We start from the raw sequence: 18453 nt of genomic DNA on the forward strand, positions 1-18453 counted from the left end.
GCAAAATCGCACCGGCCACCTTTTAAGAGGTGGGCCACCACAGACCGGAGGGGCTGGAAACGGTGCTCATGGCCGGAACACACCATGGCGGCAGGGGGACGTCAAGGCCGGGCACGGCTGATTGCACGGCCTGCCCGCCTGACGCTGCCGTCTGCTGCGAAGATGTCACCCCAGATGCTTCGCAAAATACTCCACGGCACGACCCCAGGCGAGTTCGGCGGCCTGGCGGTCATGGACCGTCAGGCGCTGCTCATTCGCAAAACCGTGATCGGCCTCGTAGCGGTGAATCTCGAACGACTTGCCGGCGGCTTTCATGCCCTTTTCAAACGCGTCCACAACCTGTGGCGTGCACCAATCGTCCCTGGTGGCGAAATGAGCCTGCAGCGGGATTCTCACGTCGGCGGGCTTGGCCGCCTGCTCCGGCGGAATGCCGTAGAACACGACGCCAGCGGTAAGCTCGGGAATCCTGGTGGCACCGATGACTGTCACGGCACCGCCAAGGCAGAAGCCGGTCAGGCCGACCCTGGCGCCGTTGCGCGACAGATATTGCGCGGCGCCACGCACGGTCTCCGTGGTAGCATCCATGAAATCCAGCGAGTTCATCTCTTTGGCCGCGGCATCCGTGTCGTGATAGGGCACGACCGTCCCCTTGTAGAGATCGGGCGCCAGTGCGTCGAAGCCGGCGCGCGCGAACCGATCGCACATGCCCTTGATCTGGTCCTGCAGGCCCCACCATTCCTGGATCACCACCACACCCGGCGCGTTGCCGCGCGCGGCATTGACAAGATAGCCCGACGCTTCTTTGCCGTCCGGACGTTTGAAGGTGATGGTCGTGCCCATGGTTCCTCCCTCGGGATTTTCTGCAACGGGATTGGCGCCCATTTTGGCCGCTCCGGAGCGTGGATGCAATTCACACTCCGTCATTCCGTCTCAAACAAAAAGCCCCCGCACGGGGGCTTTTCGCATTCGCATCACAGTCGCCGCAGCTCAATGCGCGTCGGCCCAGACCTTCTTCTTGGTGAAATACATCAATCCCGCGAAGATGATCAGGAAGATGAACACCTGCATGCCCAGCTTCTTGCGGTCCTCCATATGCGGCTCGGCCGCCCACATCAGGAAGGTTGCCACATCGTGCGCATATTGCTGCACGGTGGCGGGCGAGCCGTCATCGAAGGTGATCTGGCCGTCCGAGAGCGGCTTCGGCATCTTGATGGCGTGGCCGGGGAAGTACTTGTTGTAGTACGAGCCATCGGGAATGGTGACGCCGGCCGGCGCCTTGTCCTCGAAACCGGTGAGGATGCCCACGATGTAGTTCGGCCCCTGCTCCTGGAACTGGGTGAAGAAGTCGAAGATGAACTGGGGGAAGCCGCGTTCATAGGAACGCGCTTTCGCAATCAACGACAGATCTGGCGGCGCCGCACCGCCATTCGCCGCCCGCGCGGCCTGCTCGTTCGGGAACGGCGACGGGAAATAGTCGGCTGGCCGGCCCGGCCGCTCGAACATCTCGCCCTGGTCGTTCGGACCGTCCTTGATCTTGTATTCGGCTGCAAACGCCTTGACCTGCGCCTCCGAATAGCCGGGACCGCCGGGGTCGCCGATATTACGGAACGCGATGTAGGACAGCGCGTGGCAGTTCGAGCAGACTTCCTTGTAGACCTTCAGGCCGCGCTGCAGGGCACCGCGGTCATATTTGCCGAAGGGCCCGGAGAAGGACCACGTTTGCGAGGGCGGAGTGGTTTCCTCCGCCGCACGAGCGCTCTGCACGCCGCCAGCCAGCAGGCCACCAGCCACCACGAGAGCCACGATGGCAGACACCGCTGCCTTGACACCACTCTTGGCGAGCACGTCGTCGGCGATTGAGTTCGGCAACGGACGCGGCGTCTCGATGCGGGAGAGCAGCGGCATCACGATCAGGAAATAGGCGAAGTAGCAGACCGTCAGGATGCGTCCGAGAATGACATAGACGCCCTCCGGCGGCTGTGCGCCGAGATAGCCCAAAAGGATGCAGGTGACGACAAACAACCAGAAGAACTGCTTTGCCAGCGGACGATACTTGCAGGACCGCGTCTTGGCCGTGTCGAGCCAGGGCAGGAACACCAACACGATGATCGCCGAGAACATCGCGATCACGCCCGCGAGCTTGTTCGGGATCGAGCGCAGGATCGCGTAGAACGGCAGGTAATACCATTCCGGCACGATGTGCTGCGGCGTCACGCCGGGATTGGCCGGGATGTAATTGTCGGCGTCGCCGAGATAGTTCGGCATGTAGAAGATAAACCAGCAGAACAGGAGCAGGAACACCGAGACGCCAAACAAGTCCTTGATGGTCGCGTAGGGCGTGAACGGCACCGTGTCCTTCTCGGACTTGACGTCGACGCCGGTCGGATTGCCCTGACCCGCGACATGCAGCGCCCAAACGTGGAGCACGACGACGCCCGCGATCAGGAACGGCAGCAGGTAGTGCAGCGAGAAGAAGCGGTTCAGCGTCGGGTTACCGACCGAATAGCCGCCCCAGAGCAGCGTCACGATGCTGTCGCCGACGTAAGGGATCGCGGAGAACAGGTTGGTGATGACAGTGGCACCCCAGAAGCTCATCTGGCCCCAAGGCAGCACATAGCCCATGAAGCCGGTCGCCATCATCAGGAGGTAGATGATGACGCCGAGGATCCACAGCACCTCGCGCGGCTCTTTGTACGACCCGTAGTAGAGGCCGCGGAACATGTGCACATAGACGGCGAAGAAGAACATCGAGGCGCCGGCGGCGTGCATGTTGCGGAGCAGCCAGCCGTAGTTGACGTCGCGCACGAGCAGTTCGACCGATCGGAAGGCGAGATCGGCGTTCGGCGTGTAGTGCATCGCCAGGATCACGCCGGTCAGTATTTGCGCGCCCAGCATGAAGGAAAGGATGGCGCCGAACGTCCACCAGTAGTTCAGGTTGCGCGGCGTCGGATAGGCCACGAAGGAGGAGTGGACGAGGCCCATGATTGGCAGGCGCCGTTCAATCCACTTCAAGGCCGGATGGCTAGGTTGGTAATCGGAGGGTCCGCTCATGATGCGATCCTGAGGAATAAGGCCATGCGACGGCTGAAAAGGTCCCGGGAACAGGTTCCCCGAGGCCGTTAGCCGATCTGAATTTTGGTGTCGGAGACGAACTGGTAGGGCGGCACCGCCAGATTGAGCGGCGCGGGTCCCTGGCGAATACGTCCTGAGGAATCGTATTGCGAGCCGTGGCAAGGACAGAAGAAGCCGTCGTAATTGCCCTCATAAGCGATCGGGATGCAGCCGAGATGAGTGCAGATGCCGATCACGACCAGCCAGTTGTCGTGGCCCGCCTTGACCCGCGACTCATCGCTCTGCGGATCCCTGAGGCTGTCGACGGCCACCGCGCGCGCCTCTTCGATCTGCTTCTTGGTGCGGTTCATGATGTAGATCGGCTTGCCGCGCCAGAACACCTTGATGTCCTGGCCTTCCGCGACCGGGCTCAGGTCGACTTCGATCGGCGCACCGGCCGCGATGGTCGCGGCATCCGGATTCATCTGGGAAATGAACGGCCAGAGCGTTGCAACACCCCCGATGGCCGCAGCCGCGCCAGTCGCAACAAAAAGAAAATCACGGCGTGTCGGTTGGTCCGCCGAAGACGCTGTCGTCACGTTTCCACACCCTTTCTTAGCTTCGCAGCCGGTGGAACCGCTCCGGAGACGCCAAAAGCATTGCCGGAAAGGCTGCCGGCGCCCGCGGCCCCCGCGGCGGCAGATGGACTACCTTATCGGCCAGAGCGGCCAAACGGCAGTCTTGAATCGTTCTATTGGCACCCTTGCCGGAATAGCGCAAGCCCGCTATCGGCCAACAAAGGTGCAATGCACGAAATCCGCGCAAGCGCTCTGAATATTCGCGCGAATTCGAGAAGGGGACCACCGCATGCAGATTGCGCTTTATCAGCCGGACATTCCCCCCAATACGGGAACGATTCTGCGGCTGTGCGCATGCCTGGACGTATCGGCTCATATCATTGAGCCGGCAGGCTTTGCGGTCTCCGACTATGCCTTCCGCCGGGCGGGAATGGACTATCTCGATCATGTGAGCCTGATGCGGCACGTGTCCTGGGACGCCTTCGAGGCATGGCGGCGGGAGGCCGGCTACCGGGTCTTGCTGTTCACCACCAAAGGCGCCACCTCCTACCTTGATTTTCGCTACCAGGCGCAGGACATCCTGATGTTCGGCCGGGAGACCGCAGGTGTGCCCGAAGAGGTGGCCGCGAAGGCCGATGCCCGGCTGAAAATCCCCATCAAGGCGAGCCTGCGCTCGCTCAATGTGGCGATGTCGGCGGCTATCGCGGCCGGCGAAGCGCTACGGCAGACCCGTTTCGCAACGCGAGGAGAATTTGGGTGAGTTACGCCGTCAAGGAGATCTTCCTGACGCTTCAGGGCGAAGGTGCCCATGCGGGGCGTGCGGCCGTGTTTTGCCGCTTCGCCGGCTGCAATCTCTGGAGCGGGCGCGAAGAGGATCGCGCGAGCGCGACCTGCCAGTTTTGCGACACCGATTTTGTCGGCACGGACGGCACCCTCGGAAACCGCTACGCGTCGGCCGACGCACTCGCAGATATGATTGCGGGGCAATGGACAGGCGGTGACTGCAACCGCTATGTGGTGCTGACCGGGGGCGAGCCGTTGCTTCAGGTCGACGCGCGGCTTATTGCTGCGCTCCATGCGCGGGGCTTTGCGATCGCCGTCGAGACCAACGGCACGATCGAGGCCCCGGAGGGGCTGGACTGGATTTGCGTCAGCCCGAAAGCGGGTGCGAGGCTCGTGCTGCGCCGTGGCCACGAGCTGAAGCTGGTCTATCCGCAAGCCGGTGCAGAGCCTGAGAATTTCGCCGGTCTTGCCTTTGAGCGCTTCTCACTGCAGCCGATGGACGGTCCTGACGTTGCCGCCAATGCCGCGCGAGCGGTCGACTATTGCCTGCACCATCCGCAATGGCGGCTGAGCGTGCAGACACACAAGAGCCTGGGTATCAGATAGGAGCTTCGATTTCGTAAGCCATGTGGGAATTGACCAAATCGTTCAGGTTCGAGGCGGCGCACGCGCTCTCTGGAACCACATTCGGGGCAGTGGCTGAGCAAATCCACGGCCATTCGTTCCGCGCCGAGGTGACGATCCGAGGCAGGCCCGATCCCGCAACCGGAATGGTGCTGGACCTCGGAGTCCTGGACCGTCGGATTGCCGAGGTCAGCAAGATACTGGACCATAAGCTTCTCAACACCATCGAGGCTCTTGGGCCGCCGACGCTGGAAAACCTGTCGCGGTTCATCTGGGAGCGGGTCCAGCATGCCGGCCGCGTCACCAAGGTCAGCGTTTTCCGCGACAGTTGCAACGAGAGCTGCAGCTATTACGGTCCGCTCGCAGACCCAGATTAGAGGCCGAATCATAGGAACCAAGCAAACGATGAACGCATCAGACATCGAGGCCCGCAAGGCGCGCGCAAAGGCCTGGTTCGAACAGCTTCGCGACGAGATTTGCGCGGCCTTCGAGCAGCTCGAGGACGAGGCGCCGGCCTCGCTTTATCCGGCCGCGCCCGCCCGCTTCGTGCGCACACCCTGGCAGCGCACGGATTCGACCGGCGCGCCCGGTGGCGGCGGAGTGATGTCGATGATGCACGGCCGGCTGTTCGAGAAGGTCGGCGTGCACACGGTCGCCGTGCATGGTGAATTCGCGCCCGAATTTCGCGGCCAGATGCTCGGCGCCGCCGAGGACCCGCGGTTCTGGGCTTCCGGCATCTCGCTGATCGTGCATATGCGCAGCCCCCATATCCCGGCCGTTCACATGAACACGCGTTTCATCGTCACCACCAAAGACTGGTTCGGCGGTGGCTCGGACCTCACGCCGGTGCTCAACCGCCGGCGCACCCAGGAGGACCCCGACACGATCGCCTTCCACGCCGCGATGCGCTCGGCCTGTGACGCGCATTCGGGGATTGCGCCATACGAAAAATACAAGAAGTGGTGCGACGATTATTTCTACCTGCCGCACCGCAAGGAGCCACGCGGCATCGGCGGCATCTTCTACGACCACCACAATTCCGGCGACTGGGATGCCGACTTCGCCTTCACACAAAGCGTCGGCCGCGCCTTCCTCGACATCTATCCCAAACTGGTACGGACCAATCTCAACACGCCGTGGACGGAAGCAGAGCGCGAGGAACAGTTGATCCGGCGCGGCCGCTATGTCGAATTCAACCTGCTCTACGACCGCGGCACGCTGTTTGGCCTCAAGACCGGCGGCAACATCGAGTCCATCCTTTCCTCGCTGCCGCCCGAGGTGAAGTGGCCGTAAGGGAAGTCGCTCAAGCCCTGTCGCGGCTGACGCGGGATACCGCCTGGTCCGCGATGGCGGCGAGCGCGGCTTGATCCATCGGGAAGTCGGCGGCAAGCCAGGCATCCTCGGCGAGCGCGATGGCATGGCCGAGCACCGGGCCCTCGGCAACGCCGCGGGCGATGAAATCCGCGGCCCTGAGCGGAAATTTCGGCGCGCTCCAGCGCTGCGGCAGGCTTGCGTGCTCGCGCCAGGCTTTTGGATCGGTGTTGCCACCGGCGCGCGCCCAGGCCAGCAACAGCCGGTCGCGGTAGGCCGCCTCACCAAGCCGGTAGAGACGGCGCTTGGCCAGCGGCTCGTCCATGTCGGCCAGCCGCCACCAGCGATGGCCCATGGAATCGAGCCGCTTCGCCTCGGCGTTGGAGAGGCGCAGCCGCGTCGCGAGTCGCCTTGCGTCCTCGGTGACGGCAACGGCGAGCGCGGCAAGACGGCGGATTGCATCCGCCTCGAGTCCAAGCTCCCGCTCGCCTGCAATCATCGCCTGGAACGGCCCGGTATAGGCGACACCGCCGAAAATCGCCTGCAGGAAGCCGCCATCCGCCATCGCCGCGACCGCGCCGACCGCGCCGACCGCGATCAGGAGCTTTAGGATTTCCATCCGCACCCGCTCCGCCGATAGCGACGCAAGACCGGCGCGCGCGCCGATGCAGGCGAAATAGCCGTCGCGATCCACCTCGCCGGCGCCAAAGGCAGCGTGAATGCGGAAGAAGCGCAGGATGCGTAAGTAATCCTCCTCGATCCGCTGCTGGGGATCGCCGATGAAACGCACCCGCCGCTCGGCGATGTCGGCGAGCCCGCCGACATGGTCGTGGACCACGCCGTCGATATCCACCGACAGCGCGTTGATGGTGAAATCACGCCGGCGGGCATCGCCGACCCAGTCGCGGCCGAACGCGACCTTGGCCTTGCGGCCGAAGGTTTCGGTGTCCTCGCGCAAGGTCGTGATCTCGAAGGGCTGGCCGTCCGCGACCAGCGTCACGGTGCCATGCTCGATGCCGGTCGGCACGCTCTTGATGCCGGCGACCTTGGCGCGGCGGACCACCTCGCTCGGCACCGCCGTGGTCGCGATGTCGATATCGACGATCGGCACGCCGAGCAGCGCGTTGCGCACGGCGCCACCGACCACGCGCGCCTCCTCGCCATCCTCATTGAGAAGTCCGAGCACGCGCGCGGCGGGGCCTGATCTGAGCCAGGGCGCATCCGACAGGCGCGCGGGCGTCATTTCTCGACTCCGGGAACCAGCTTGCCGTTTTCGACATGCGCGGGGGTGTAGGTGGAGTTCGGCGGCGAGCCAGAGAAATTCGCAAGCATGACAAAGCTTAGTATGATTAACAATAAGGAGGCCAATACCAGCCTGGCAACAAGATGGATCGGCCACGACGTTTGTACCAGAAGCCCCGAGCGCGTGGCGATCAGAAACAGCGCATAGACCGCAAAGGGAATGAGGAAAATCCCGATCTCGGTCAGCGCCTGCCGGATCATGGCAGATAGATCCGCTCGTAAAGGACCCTCAGGATGCCGGCGGTCGCCCCCCAAATATACCGCTCGGCGAAAGGCATGGCGTAATAGGTACGCTCCACGCCGCGGAATTCCTTGGCATGGAGCTGATGATTTCTCGGATCCATCAGGAAGGCGAGCGGCACCTCGAAGGCGTCATCGACCTCGGAGCGGTTGATCCGAAGCTCAAATCCCGGCTTCACCCGCGCCACCGTCGGCAGGATGCGAAACCCGAAGCCCGTGCCGTAGACGGGAAGATAGCCGAGCGTCTCGACAAAACCGCGATCGAGCCCGACCTCCTCCTCCGCCTCGCGCAGCGCGGCGTCGCAGGGGGTAGCATCTATCGCATCGATCTTGCCGCCCGGAAACGATATCTGGCCGGCGTGGTCGGCGAGATGCGGCGAGCGCTGCGTCAACAGCACGGTCGGCTCGGGATGCTCGACAATCGGAATCAGCACGGCGGCCGGCCGGATCGGCTGTTCGCGTGCAATGATCTGCAGCATGCGATCGGTGCCGGCATCGCCGCTGGGCGGAACGATGCTCGGATCGATCAGCGAGGGCGGAACGTCGAAGTTCAATCGCGTACGGGCCCGATCAAAAAATTCCGCAGAGCTCAGCTCGCGGGCTGCGGCCTTCAGCATCGGCTCGTTCAAAGTGCTGCCCTCATTTGCTCCGCGTCAGCCATTGCGAAAAATTCACCCGCGGATTCCACCCCGAACATCGGACGTCCCTCGATCACTCGCTCCTCGCCCATGTCCACCAGATCGTAATAGAGCGCGCGTGTCACCTTGGCCCAGAGATCGGCGCGCACATGGAGATACGGCGTGAGCCCGCCGTCACGAGACGTCTCGAAGCGCATGCGATGAGCAGAATCGCAATCGACCCAATCATCCACATTGGTGCGAAAGCGCAACAGCCGTTGGCCTGCCATGGTCTCGATCTGCATCTCCACCGCAAGAAACGGCACATCGTCGACGCGGATGCCCACTTTCTCGACCGGCGTCACCAGAAAATACTTGCCGTCCTCGCGCTTGAGGATGGTCGAGAACAGGCGCACCAGCGCCGGCCGGCCGATTGGCGTGCCCATGTAGAACCATGTACCGTCAGACGCGATTCGCATGTCGAGATCGCCGCAAAATGGCGGATTCCACAGGTGCACCGGCGGCAGCCCTTTTCCGGCAGCGCTCGCTTTTGCAGCGTCCCGGGCCGCGGCCGTCAGCCCGTCCAGGCCTTGATCGCCGCCCTGCCCTTGCTTCGCCATGGTTTACCCTGACTGTTCTGTGTCGCGATCTGGCACGATTGCTGCACGCCAAACGTAAGTGGGCGTTGTCGGACGTTAGCCTACCGGCGAGTTCCCCCGCAAATACCCGGGGGACGGTCGCCACATCGTGATGCCGTTAATACCCTGAAAAGCCTTTAAGGTGGGGATAGTTAAACTCAGTAAATACATGGCCCTCGCGCAGGTCTAGCATGGGCTGATCGCATGATGGCGCGGCCTGCGCCGTCAACAAGGAGCAAACTGGATGGCGGAGAGTGTCGAAAAGCTGGAAGATGTGATCGTCCGCTCGGCCGAGCAGGTATCGGGACAGATCCGCGCCGCCAAGGACGCGATTGGAAACGTTATCTTCGGCCAGGACCGTGTGATTGAAGACACGCTGGTGACGATCCTGTCTGGCGGACATGCGCTCCTGATCGGCGTGCCCGGTCTGGCCAAGACCAAGCTCGTGGAGACGCTCGGCATCACGCTTGGACTTGACGCCAAGCGCATCCAGTTCACGCCGGACCTGATGCCATCGGACATTCTCGGCGCCGAGGTGCTGGACGAGAGCAACTCCGGCAAGCGCTCGTTCCGCTTCATCGCGGGCCCAGTATTCGCGCAGCTCCTGATGGCGGACGAGATCAACCGCGCCAGCCCGCGCACGCAATCGGCGCTGCTGCAGTCAATGCAGGAGCAGCACATCACCGTTGCGGGCGCGCGCCACGATCTGCCGAAGCCGTTCCATGTGCTCGCCACACAAAACCCGCTGGAACAGGAAGGCACCTATCCGCTGCCGGAAGCCCAGCTCGACCGCTTCCTGATGGAGATCGACGTCGATTATCCCGACCGCGATGCCGAGCGGCGTATCCTGTTCGAGACCACCGGCGCCGAGGAGACGCTTGCCAGGGGAGCGATGACCGCGGACGCGCTGATCGCAGCGCAACGGCTGGTGCGTCGCCTTCCCGTCGGCGATTCCGTGGTCGAGGCCATTCTGTCGCTGGTGCGCTCCGCACGTCCGGGCCCGGACGCGGGCGAAGCCGGCAAGCTGATCGCGTGGGGCCCCGGCCCGCGCGCCAGTCAATCGCTGATGCTCGCCGTGCGGGCCCGCGCGTTGCTCGACGGGCGGCTGGCCCCCTCCATCGACGACGTGCTCGACCTCGCCGAGCCCATCCTCAAGCACCGCATGGCGCTCACGTTTGCGGCGCGCGCCGAGGGGCGTACGATTCCGGACGTGATCCGCCAATTGAAGACCCGGATCGGTTGATGGCAGAAGCGAACAGGGGCGCGGGCAAGGAGATTGTTGCGATACGACGTGCCGATGGCGAAAGCCGCACGCTTGCCGCCTCGCTGCCGCGACTCGTGCTCGAGGCCCGCCGCATCGCCGCCAACGTGATCCATGGCCTGCATGGAAGGCGGCGCGCCGGCACCGGCGAGAACTTCTGGCAGTATCGCCGCTTCATCTCCGGCGAGCCGTCGCAGAATGTCGACTGGCGCCGCTCGGCGCGGGATGATCACCTCTATGTCCGCGAGCAGGAGTGGGAGGCGGCCCATACGGTGTGGCTTTGGCCGGACCGCTCGCCGTCAATGGCCTTCGCCTCGAGACAGGCGCGCGACAGCAAGCTCGAACGCACGCTGATCGTCACCTTTGCGCTTGCTGAACTTCTGGTGGCCGGCGGCGAACGGGTCGGCATTCCCGGCCTGATGAATCCGACCGCAAGCCGCGGGGTGATCGACAAGATGGCGCAGGCAATGTTGCACGACGACGCGGCGCGGCCGAGCCTGCCGCCGTCCTTCGTGCCGTCGGCGCTGGCCGAGATCGTGGTGCTGTCGGATTTCTGGTCGCCGATCGCCGAGATCACCGCCATGCTCACGGGACTGTCCTCTTCGGGCGCGCATGGCGTGCTGGTACAGATCGTCGATCCCGCGGAGGAGACGTTCCCCTATTCGGGCCGCATCGAATTCGTCGAGCCGGAGGGCCATGGCGTCATTACAGCGGGCCGCGCGGAACGCTGGGCCAGCGACTATGTCGAACGTGTCGCGCTGCACCGCGACCAGATCCGCGCCGAGACCGGCCGGCTTGACTGGCTGTTTGCCACCCACACCACCGACCGTTCGGCGGCGGAGTTGCTGTTGTTCCTGCATGGCGGCATGACGGTGAGCAAGACGGGCGTGCACGGCAACGTCAAAGTGGGGCGCAGCGCATGATCTTCGGGCTGCCCCTCTCCTTCACCGAGCCGTTCCTGCTGGCGGGCCTGTTGAGCCTGCCGGTCCTGTGGTGGGTGCTGCGCGTGATGCCGCCGCGGCCACGGCGCATCGAGTTTCCGCCGACGCGGCTCCTGTTCGACATCCAGCCCAAGGAGGAGACGCCCTCGCGCACGCCGTGGTGGCTGACGCTGTTGCGGCTTGCCGCGGCGGCGCTGGTGATTTTCGCGGCCGCCGGTCCCATCTGGAATCCCCAGACCGGGCTTGCCGGCAGCAAGGCGCCGCTGATGATCCTGCTCGACGACGGCTGGAGCGCGGCCTCGAGCTGGGAGGCGCGGATCCGTGCCGCCGACGAGTTGATCACCAACGCGGACTCCGATCGCCGCGGTGTGGCGTTGGTGCCGCTCTCGGAGCCCGCGCGGGACATCACCATGATGACCGGGGGCGCGGCGCGCGTGGCACTGCGCCAGCTCACGCCAAAGCCCTATTCGATCGATCGTGTGGACACGCTTGCCACGATCGATCGCTTCCTGAAAGGTGCCGGCGACGTCGAGATCGCCTGGCTGTCCGATGGTGTCGACACCGGCCGCGGGCCGGAATTCGTCGAGGGCCTGGGAAAGACCATCGGCAACCGCACGCTCACCATCTATCAGGGCGGAACGCAATCGCCGCTCGCTCTGGCCGCGGCGGAGAACGCGGCGGCGAAAATGACGGTCAAGGTGCTGCGCGCCGACTCTGGCGTCGGCGGTGGCATGGTGCGCGCGCTCGACGCCAAGGGCTCGCCGATCGGCGACGCGCGCTTTGCCTTTGCGCCGCAGGCACTGGAGACCGATGCCGCCTTCGACCTTCCGGTCGAATTGCGCAACGACATTGCGCGTCTCGAGATTGCCGGCGAGCGCTCGGCGGGTGCTGTGCAGCTGCTCGACAAGCGCTGGCGCCGCCGCGCTATCGGCATTGTCAGCGGCGCCACCAGCGACACCGCACAGCCCTTGCTGGCGTCAACCTTCTATCTTGCCCGCGCGCTTGGTCCGTTCGCCGATGTGCGGCTGGGCGATCGCGGCGTGGCGCCGCAGCAGGCGGTGGCCCAGTTCCTCGATCAGAAGCTGCCGATGATCATCCTGGCCGATGTCGGGACGCTGTCGCCCGAAGTGCGCGATCGCCTCAATGCGTGGATCGACCAGGGCGGCGTGCTGGTGCGTTTCGCCGGTCCGCGGCTGGCGCAGGGCGATGACGACCTCGTCCCGGTGAAGCTGCGCCGCGGCGGCCGAACGCTCGGCGGCAGCCTGACCTGGGAGAAGCCGCAGCATCTGACCGCCTTCGCCGCCGACGGCCCGTTCGCAGGCCTTGCGGTGCCCAAGGACGTCACCGTCAGCCGGCAGGTGCTGGCCGAGCCCGACGCGGTGCTCGCGACCAAGAGCTGGGCCTCGCTCGAAGACGGAACCCCGCTGGTCACAGGAGAACGCCGCGGCAAGGGCATCCTGAGCCTGTTTCACGTGAGCGCGGATATGCGCTGGTCCGATTTGCCGATGTCCGGAACCTTCGTCGAGATGCTTCGCCACCTCGTCGACATGTCGGGCTACACTTCCAATCCCGGCGCGGGCGTGGAAGCCCAAAGCAGCGCCAAGGAGACGCTGGCGCCGCTGCATACGCTGGATGGTTTCGGCGCCTTCGGTCCGCCGCCCTCGACTGCGAAACCGTTGCCGGCAGATTACCGCGACCGCGCCACGCCCGATCATCCGCCAGGCTTCTATGGCCCGGCGGATGGCCCCCTCGCCGTTAACACTCTGGCCGCGGCCGATCGCATCGTCGCGCTCGATACCGCGCCGTTGCACGCGCGGCGCGCCACCTACACCAACGCCGAGCCGCGCGACCTCCGGGGCATCCTGCTTTCCGCCGCGCTCGCGCTGTTCCTGGTCGATGCCATCATCGTTGCACTGCTCGGCGGCGGGCTCGCGGCACTGGTGCGGCGGCGCGCGGCGCCGGCCGCGCTGGCGTTCGGCCTGATCGTTGCGGGCCTTGTGCTGACGCCATCGGCAATCCGCGCCGAGAGCGCCGACGATTTCGCCATGCGCGCGACGTCGCAGACGCGGCTTGCTTATGTCGTTACCGGCAATGCGGACGTGGACTCGATCGTGAAATCGGGCATGGCGGGGCTGACGCTATTTCTTGCACAGCGCACGGCGCTCGAGGCCGGCGATCCCGTCGGCGTCGATCCCGCGCATGACGAGCTTGCCTTCTTCCCGCTGATCTACTGGCCGATCGTGCCCGGCGCGCCCAAGCCGCCGCAGGACGCGCTGAACAAGATCGACGCCTACATGAAGCAGGGCGGCACCGTGCTGTTCGACACCCGTGATGCAGTCGAGGCGCCCCCCGGCGAGAACGGCTCATCGCAGACGCCGGGCATGCAGGCGCTGCGCGACATCCTCTCCTCCCTCGATGTTCCCGAACTCGAGCCGGTCCCGCGCGAGCATGTCCTCACCAAGACCTTCTATCTCTTGCGCGACTTTCCCGGACGCTTCGTCAACGGCCAGACCTGGGTCGAGGCGCTGCCGCGCGAAGACGAAGACGAGAGCGCGTCGCGGCCCGCACGCGGCGGCGATGGCGTCTCACCGATCATCATCACCTCGAATGATCTCGCCGGTGCCTGGGCGATCCGGCCCGACGGCCAGCCGATGCTGCCGCTCACCCCCGGCGAGCCGAAACAGCGCGAGTTCGCCTTCCGCGCCGGCGTCAACATCGTGATGTACACGCTGACCGGCAACTACAAGGCCGACCAGGTGCACGCACCGGCGCTGATCGAACGGCTCGGGCAATAGGACTGGACAAAGGTAAGACATGAACTACGGCATCGCGTTCACGCCGCTTGTTCCCTCGATCGTGCTCTGGATCGCGATCGCAGCGATTGTCGTGATCGCCGCATTGCTGTTGCTTGCGCGGGCGCGCGGTGCGGCGGTGCGCGTCGCGGCACTGGCGCTGATCGTGCTTGCGCTGGCCAACCCGTCCTTCACGCGCGAGGACCGCGAACCCTTAAGCTCGGTTGCGGCGGTCGTGGTCGACAAGAGCCCCAGCCAGAATTTCGGCGACCGCAACCAGCAGACCGAGCAGGCCCGCACCGAGCTTGTCGATGCCCTGAAAAAGATCAAGGGCCTCGAGGTCCGCGTGGTCGAGGCTGGACAGGCCGACGGCGAGACCGACGGCACCCATCTGTTCGGCGCATTGTCCTCAGCGCTCTCAGATGTTCCGGTCGATCGCGTCGCCGGCGCCTTCCTGATCACCGATGGTCGCGTGCACGACATTCCCGCCAATACCGGCGGGCTCGGCTTCCAGGCGCCGGTGCATGCCCTGATCACGGGAGCGAAGAACGAGCGTGACCGCCGCATCGCGATCACTGCGGCGCCGCGCTTCGGCATCGTCGGCCAGACCCAAACCATCACCTACAGGCTCGACGACCAGGGAGTGACCGGCGACCGCGCCAAGATCACCATCCGCCGCGACGGCGAGACCATCAGCGAGCGCACGCTCCAGAGCGGCCAGACCTCCAGCGTCGACATCGACATCAAGCACGAGGGGCAGAACATCGTCGAGATCGAGGCGTCGCCGCTGGAGAACGAGCTGACGCCGGTCAACAACCGCGCGGTGGTCTCGATCGACGGCGTGCGCGACAAGCTGCGCGTGCTGCTCGTCTCCGGCGAGCCGCATTCAGGCGAGCGCACCTGGCGCAACCTCCTGAAGTCGGACGCCAGCGTCGACCTCGTCCATTTCACCATCCTTCGTCCGCCGGAGAAGCAGGACGGCACGCCGATCAACGAATTATCGCTGATCGCTTTTCCGACCCGCGAACTGTTCCAGCAGAAGATCAACGAATTCCAGTTGATCATCTTCGACCGCTACGCCCGCCAGGGCGTGCTGCCGGTCGCCTATTTCGACAATATCGCGCGCTATGTGCGCTCGGGCGGCGCTGTGCTGGTTTCGGCAGGGCCGGACTATGCGTCGAACACCTCGATCTGGCGCACGCCACTGGACTCGGTGCTGCCGGCGGAGCCCGTCGGCGTCACGGAGAAGCCGTTCTATGCGCATCTGACCGATGCCGGCAAACGCCATCCGGTGACACGTGGCCTCGAGGGCTCGGCTTTTGAGCCCCCGCACTGGAGTCGTTTCTTCCGCACCGTCGAAACCCGCAACGCCGTCAGTCCGCCTGTCATGACCGGTGCCAATGGTGAGCCGCTGCTGCTGTTGTCCCGCTTCGGCGAGGGTCGTGTCGCGCTCTTGCTTACTGACCACATCTGGCTGTGGGCACGCGGTTATGAGGGTGGCGGACCGCATCTCGATTTGTTGCGACGGATGTCGCACTGGCTGATGAAGCAGCCTGATCTCGACGAAGAGGCGCTCAGGCTCAAGGTGCAGGGTCATGACCTCGAAGTGATCCGCCAGACCATGGGCGATACCATCGCGCCCGTCACGGTGACCTCGCCGTCCGGCGTCGCTCGCGACTTGACGCTGACCGAGGGCGAGCCCGGTCAATGGCGCGCGACCATGCCGGCCGGCGAACTCGGACTGTGGCAGGCGACCGACGGCACGCTGAAGGCGCTGATCAATGTCGGCCCGACCAATCCAAAGGAATTTTCGGAAGTGACCTCGACCACCGAAACGCTCAAGCCGCTCACGCAGGCGACCGGCGGCGACGCGCGGCGTGTCGCGGATGGCTCAGGCATCGATCTGCCGCGCATCGTCGGCGTGCACTCGACCAGCGTCTTCCACGGCGACGGCTGGATGGGCGTCCGGCTGCGCGATGCCAGCGTGGTCAAGGGCGTCGGCGTGCTGCCGGTTTTCGCCGGCCTGATCGGCCTGTTGTTGCTGCTCGGCGCCTTCGCCGGCACCTGGCTGCGCGAGGGACGGTAGTTCGACGGCGGCGCTACTTGGCAAAGTCCCAGTCTGGACGGATGGCGCCGGAGACTCCATCGAAGGCCGCATCGACCAGTTCGACCATCAGGAGGCGGTCGTAATCGACCGGCCCCGGCATTGTAGCCCTGCCCTTCGGCACCTTCTTGAACCCAACCTGGCTGTAGTAGGGCTCGTCGCCGACCAGGAGCACCAGGCGGTGACCCTTGGTCTTTGCTTCGCCAAGCGCGCGCTGCAGCAGGAGCCGGCCTATACCGCGGCCGCGGAACGGCGGCTCGACTGTCAATGGGCCCAGCAGCAGGGCCTTCGTATCGCCGACACAAATGGGCAATTGACGGATCGATCCGACCAAAAGCGTCCCGATGCGCGCGGTGAAGGACAGGTCCAGGAGCGGATCGACGTGCTCGCGTAGGCGGTAGGCGCTGAGCACGAAGCGGCCGGGCCCGAAGGTGCGCTCCAGCAGCCGTTCGATCGCCTGGGCATCCCTGGGGCTTTCCGGAGCTATGGTGAGGGACAAATCGTTCATGCGTGGCGCCTTAGCATCCGCCGCGCGGGCGGTCCAGAACGGCGGAAGGGCGTCACCGCTCGCCGACTGGCGGCTGCGCCAGATAGGCGAGCAGCTTCATCTCCCGCCGCCCGCGCGTCACCGTGTCAAGCACCAGACCCGAGGACACCGACAGAATCGCCACTATCATCAGGCCGGTCGAGAGCACCGCCGTCGGCAGGCGAGGCACGATGCCCTGTTCCAGATAGGTGATGAAGATCGGGATCGCGAGGCCGATCGATATCAGCGCCAGGAAGATGCCAATCGCCGAGAAAAATCGCAGCGGCTTTTCCGAACGATAGAGCTTCAACATGGTGCCGAGGATGCGGAAGCCGTCGCGCCAGGTGTTGAGCTTGGAGAACGACCCCTCTGGGCGCGCAAAGTATGGCGTTTCGACCTCGGCAACCGGCAGCGCGAGCTCAAGGGCGTGCACGCTCAACTCGGTTTCGATCTCGAAGCCGCCGGAGAGAATCGGGAACGATTTGACGAAGCGGCGCGAGAACACGCGATAGCCCGACAGGATGTCCTTGAAGGTCTGGCCGAACACGTCGGCCAGGAACCGCGTCAGCAACAAATTGCCGGTGCGATGGCCAATGCGATAGGCGGCCTTGTTCTGGTCGACGCGAAGGCCGACCACCATGTCGAGATGCTCGGTCACAAGCATCTCGACCATGCGCGGCGCGCTTGCCGCGTCATAGGTCGCGTCACCGTCGACCAGCACATAGATGTCGGCATCGATGTCGGCGAACATCCGCCGTACCACATGGCCCTTGCCCTGCTGCCGCTCGGCACGCACCACCGCGCCCGCCTCGCGCGCGACCGCGGCGGTGCGGTCCCTGGAATTGTTGTCATAGACATAAACGGTCGCCGAGGGCAGCGCCTTGCGAAAATCGGCGACCACGCTTCCGACCGCGGCCTCCTCATTGAAGCACGGCACCAGGACGGCGATTCGCGGCGGTAAGAGCGTCATTCCCTTCAGGCCCGTTGGCAGAGGCTTCATCGACTCACAACGTGCTTATCACGATCGGGCGCGCGCCGCCTCTAGTGCCGGTCTGCCATCCACCACTGCGCGCGCCGCCCTCATCGCCAAGCCCTCATCGCCAAGTCTCTCATCGCCAAGTCTCTCATCGCCATGTGGCGAGCGGCGGCTTGCCCATGAGCACCTCGGCGATCCGCAGCCGCGTGCCCGGGGTGGTATCCTCCGGCAAGTCGTCGGCAGCGAAAAAGCCGCAAGCCGCGATTTCGCGGTTCGGCTCGGGCAGGCGATCCTGGAGGTACTGCCTGACGACATAGACCGCGACATGGTCGCGAATGGAGACGTGGCTGTTGAAAAAAACGCCGTGCAGCACGGGCTCGCCGACGAGCTCGATGCGCCCCTCCTCCCAAAGCTCGCGCTTGAGACTATCCGGGAGGCTCTCGCCAACCTCGACGCCGCCGCCGGGCAGATGCCAGCCCGCGACATAGCTGTGCAGGACGAGGAAGACGCGGCTCTCGCTGTCCAGCACCACGGCACGAACGCCGAGCGTCATGCCGCGGGCGAAGCGCCAATAGAGGTGAAACAGCCGCCCCAGCCACGGCTCCATGCGGCTGCGCAGGCGCTGCGGCAAGCTCTTCGTCGTCTCCGGCATCAGGATCCTTTGCGGCCGCGGTGTTTATGGGTTGCGCGGGAAGCTTGCGCCTGCGAA

18 protein-coding genes are annotated in these 18453 nt (G+C 64.9%); 8 read left to right on the forward strand and 10 right to left on the reverse strand.

What is annotated here, in order from left to right:
- Window positions 1-165: 165 nt before the first annotated feature.
- The 3 genes from A3AI_RS0100880 to petA all read right to left on the reverse strand — a co-directional run bounded on the left by A3AI_RS0100880 (window position 166) and on the right by petA (window position 3650).
- Window positions 166-840 carry a dienelactone hydrolase family protein gene (locus A3AI_RS0100880; RefSeq protein ID WP_024513753.1) on the reverse strand — a complete coding sequence of 225 codons (675 nt, stop codon included), beginning with the start codon at window positions 838-840 and terminating at the stop codon, window positions 166-168.
- 147 nt (window positions 841-987) lie between these two features.
- Window positions 988-3051: a cytochrome c1 gene (locus A3AI_RS0100885; RefSeq protein ID WP_024513754.1), complete on the reverse strand. Its 2064-nt coding sequence runs from the start codon at window positions 3049-3051 to the stop codon at window positions 988-990.
- A 68-nt stretch (window positions 3052-3119) separates the two neighbouring features.
- The gene (gene petA, locus A3AI_RS0100890) at window positions 3120-3650 is read right to left on the reverse strand and encodes a ubiquinol-cytochrome c reductase iron-sulfur subunit (RefSeq protein ID WP_024513755.1); all 531 of its coding nucleotides are present in this window, start codon (window positions 3648-3650) and stop codon (window positions 3120-3122) included.
- 268 nt (window positions 3651-3918) lie between these two features.
- Here petA and A3AI_RS0100895 point away from each other — a divergent pair, with 268 nt between their 5' ends.
- The 4 genes from A3AI_RS0100895 to hemF are packed head-to-tail and all read left to right on the forward strand — an operon-like array spanning window position 3919 to window position 6329.
- Window positions 3919-4389: a tRNA (cytidine(34)-2'-O)-methyltransferase gene (locus tag A3AI_RS0100895; protein WP_024513756.1), complete on the forward strand. Its 471-nt coding sequence runs from the start codon at window positions 3919-3921 to the stop codon at window positions 4387-4389.
- Window positions 4386-5018 (forward strand): 7-carboxy-7-deazaguanine synthase, encoded by a 633-nt coding sequence (queE, locus tag A3AI_RS0100900; RefSeq protein ID WP_024513757.1) that lies wholly within the window; start codon window positions 4386-4388, stop codon window positions 5016-5018. The genes A3AI_RS0100895 and queE overlap by 4 nt, the downstream gene beginning before the upstream one ends.
- A 20-nt stretch (window positions 5019-5038) precedes the next feature.
- Window positions 5039-5413, forward strand: a complete 375-nt coding sequence (locus A3AI_RS0100905) for a 6-pyruvoyl trahydropterin synthase family protein (RefSeq protein ID WP_024513758.1) — start codon at window positions 5039-5041, stop codon at window positions 5411-5413.
- A gap of 28 nt (window positions 5414-5441) precedes the next feature.
- Window positions 5442-6329: an oxygen-dependent coproporphyrinogen oxidase gene (gene hemF, locus A3AI_RS0100910; protein ID WP_024513759.1), complete on the forward strand. Its 888-nt coding sequence runs from the start codon at window positions 5442-5444 to the stop codon at window positions 6327-6329.
- Between the two features lie 10 nt (window positions 6330-6339).
- Here the strand turns inward: hemF and A3AI_RS0100915 are convergent, their stop codons facing one another.
- From A3AI_RS0100915 to A3AI_RS0100930, 4 genes are read right to left on the reverse strand one after another with little or no spacing between them, the layout of a single operon-like run.
- On the reverse strand, window positions 6340-7590 hold the full coding sequence (locus A3AI_RS0100915) for a CCA tRNA nucleotidyltransferase (protein WP_024513760.1): 1251 nt from the start codon (window positions 7588-7590) through the stop codon (window positions 6340-6342).
- Window positions 7587-7850, reverse strand: a complete 264-nt coding sequence (locus A3AI_RS0100920) for a DUF6111 family protein (RefSeq protein WP_024513761.1) — start codon at window positions 7848-7850, stop codon at window positions 7587-7589. The genes A3AI_RS0100915 and A3AI_RS0100920 overlap by 4 nt, the downstream gene beginning before the upstream one ends.
- Window positions 7847-8506, reverse strand: coding sequence for a CoA pyrophosphatase (locus A3AI_RS0100925; protein WP_502685719.1), 660 nt, complete (start codon window positions 8504-8506; stop codon window positions 7847-7849). Before A3AI_RS0100925 ends, A3AI_RS0100920 begins: the two co-directional genes overlap by 4 nt.
- Window positions 8507-8514: 8 nt before the next feature.
- Window positions 8515-9126, reverse strand: a complete 612-nt coding sequence (locus tag A3AI_RS0100930) for a DUF1285 domain-containing protein (protein WP_024513763.1) — start codon at window positions 9124-9126, stop codon at window positions 8515-8517.
- A gap of 262 nt (window positions 9127-9388) precedes the next feature.
- Here A3AI_RS0100930 and A3AI_RS0100935 point away from each other — a divergent pair, with 262 nt between their 5' ends.
- Genes A3AI_RS0100935 through A3AI_RS0100950 form a run of 4 tightly spaced genes read left to right on the forward strand, consistent with a single transcriptional unit; the run spans window position 9389 to window position 16224 of the window.
- The gene (locus tag A3AI_RS0100935) at window positions 9389-10387 is read left to right on the forward strand and encodes an AAA family ATPase (protein WP_024513764.1); all 999 of its coding nucleotides are present in this window, start codon (window positions 9389-9391) and stop codon (window positions 10385-10387) included.
- The gene (locus tag A3AI_RS0100940; protein ID WP_024513765.1) at window positions 10387-11328 is read left to right on the forward strand and encodes a DUF58 domain-containing protein; all 942 of its coding nucleotides are present in this window, start codon (window positions 10387-10389) and stop codon (window positions 11326-11328) included. The genes A3AI_RS0100935 and A3AI_RS0100940 overlap by 1 nt, the downstream gene beginning before the upstream one ends.
- Window positions 11328-14141, forward strand: a complete 2814-nt coding sequence (locus A3AI_RS0100945; protein ID WP_024513766.1) for a DUF4159 domain-containing protein — start codon at window positions 11328-11330, stop codon at window positions 14139-14141. Before A3AI_RS0100940 ends, A3AI_RS0100945 begins: the two co-directional genes overlap by 1 nt.
- 19 nt (window positions 14142-14160) lie before the next feature.
- A complete protein-coding gene (locus tag A3AI_RS0100950; RefSeq protein ID WP_024513767.1) occupies window positions 14161-16224 on the forward strand; it encodes a membrane protein in 2064 nt (687 codons plus the stop codon).
- Between the two features lie 13 nt (window positions 16225-16237).
- Here the strand turns inward: A3AI_RS0100950 and A3AI_RS0100955 are convergent, their stop codons facing one another.
- The 3 genes from A3AI_RS0100955 to A3AI_RS0100965 form a co-directional block, all read right to left on the reverse strand.
- Window positions 16238-16750, reverse strand: a complete 513-nt coding sequence (locus A3AI_RS0100955) for a GNAT family N-acetyltransferase (protein ID WP_024513768.1) — start codon at window positions 16748-16750, stop codon at window positions 16238-16240.
- Between the two features lie 52 nt (window positions 16751-16802).
- Window positions 16803-17768 carry a glycosyltransferase family 2 protein gene (locus A3AI_RS0100960; RefSeq protein ID WP_245286798.1) on the reverse strand — a complete coding sequence of 322 codons (966 nt, stop codon included), beginning with the start codon at window positions 17766-17768 and terminating at the stop codon, window positions 16803-16805.
- 124 nt (window positions 17769-17892) lie between these two features.
- Entirely contained in the window at window positions 17893-18396 is a 504-nt protein-coding gene (locus A3AI_RS0100965) for an NUDIX domain-containing protein (RefSeq protein WP_084800794.1), read from the reverse strand.
- Between the last annotated feature and the right edge of the window lie 57 nt (window positions 18397-18453).

The organism is Bradyrhizobium sp. Tv2a-2 (genome assembly GCF_000472425.1).
GTDB lineage: Bacteria > Pseudomonadota > Alphaproteobacteria > Rhizobiales > Xanthobacteraceae > Bradyrhizobium.